The organism is Frankia tisae (assembly GCF_025403405.1).
In the GTDB taxonomy this organism is placed as follows: Bacteria; Actinomycetota; Actinomycetes; order Frankiales; family Frankiaceae; genus Frankia; species Frankia tisai.
The window spans coordinates 1-1,460 of sequence record NZ_JANEZT010000678.1; the positions used below are offsets into that span (position 1 = coordinate 1).

Here is a 1,460-nt window from a genome sequence, read left to right on the forward strand (position 1 = left end):
GGACCCAGCAGAGCCGGACCGAGCTGGGCCGGAGCCAGCAGAGCTGGAACCAGCAGAGCAAGGAACCACGAAGCCGGGGATCGCCGAGCCCGCAATCGCAGCGTCGGGGACGGCGGAACCGCGGATAGTGGAGGCGACGAACGGCCGGTCGATCCGGCGTGGGCCCGTCCTGCTGGTGATCGTGCCCGCCGCCGTCCTCGGTGCGCTTCTCCTCGTCCTGATATCAGCCATCGTCGCCAGTCGGAACGATCAGCCGAGCACGGACGTCGCGACGCCGGCCTCCTCGACATCCTCGACGGTCGCGCCGAGCACGGTCGCGGCAGCGCGGCCACACCGGCTACAGGTCGCCGACCACGGCACGGTCGCCGTCCTTACCTGGCAGAACGGCTCGCCGGCCAACAGCCTGCTGCTGCAGCGTCGAGACTCCGACGAAGCCGGCAGACTGACGACACTGATCGACAGCCAGACGGTGTACTCCGATCAGATAGACCCCGCTGCGCCCTACTGCTACCGGATCGGCCAGGTCCTCGGCGTCTCTCAGGCCGACGGCGCGCCGGCGAAGATGACCATCGCCTGGTCCGAATACACCTGCATCCGCAACGCCGCGCCGCCCGTAGGCTGACCAATCCCGCGCTGGAGCAGCCTGCGCCGCCGTGCCAACCGTCGCGGCCCGGCAACCGGACGGGATTCAGCGTCCTCGGGCCGGGCCGTACCCGGGCAGCGAGGTGCCAGTGATGAGCGCGCCGACCAGCAGAACCACCCCGCCGACAAGCAGCGCACCGCGGGTCCCAGCGGCGTTGGACGGGGCCAGGCTGAGGACCATGCCGAGAACGGCGACACCGAGTGATGCTCCCACCTGACGGGCGGAGTTGAACGCTCCCGCACCGATTCCGGCCAACTCGACCGGGACGGTGCCGGCCACCCCGGCGACCAGACCCACCACGGTGGCCGCCAGCGCGACGCCCGAATCGCCGGTGAACGGCACCTGAATCAGCGCGCCGACGCCCATCAGGACAAAACCGATCGTGGCCGGGAGACGGGGACCGATCCGGCCGACCAGGCGGCCAGTGAAGATCGGGTTCGCAGCGGTGGGGACGGTCAGCGGCAGGAAGGCCAGGCCGGCGCTGACCACGGAGTAGCCGCGGGCATCCTGGAAGAACAGCGACAACACAAAAACCTGAATGCCGCCGCGGTTTCTCGCTGCGTCGACATGACCAATAGCCGACATAACCAATATGGGGCCACCCGCAGAGCACGGCGACGGGAACGGACCCGCTTCCGTAGACGGCGAACGTGAGGTTCGCCCCGTCGCCCGTTCAGATCGTGAGGGTGTGGAAGCTGTACCGGGCGATGTCGTCGAGCCATGCCTGGTAGTCCCCGACGGTACTGAGCAGGGGGATGTCGGCGCCGATGGTGCCGAGGAGATCGGCGACTTCGGTGAACGGGGTTCGGGTCGTCGG

The 1,460-nt window shown here is 69.1% G+C and carries 2 protein-coding genes; one reads left to right on the forward strand and one right to left on the reverse strand.

Going from position 1 to position 1,460, the window contains the following annotated elements:
• The coding region (locus NBZ85_RS31040; RefSeq protein ID WP_261563412.1) for a hypothetical protein at positions 1 to 622 on the forward strand (622 nt) is incomplete at its 5' end.
• A gap of 66 nt (positions 623 to 688) precedes the next feature.
• On the opposite strand, the gene NBZ85_RS31045 is transcribed toward NBZ85_RS31040, so the two are convergent.
• Positions 689 to 1,168 (reverse strand): MFS transporter, encoded by a 480-nt coding sequence (locus NBZ85_RS31045; RefSeq protein ID WP_261560682.1) that lies wholly within the window; start codon positions 1,166 to 1,168, stop codon positions 689 to 691.
• Between the last annotated feature and the right edge of the window lie 292 nt (positions 1,169 to 1,460).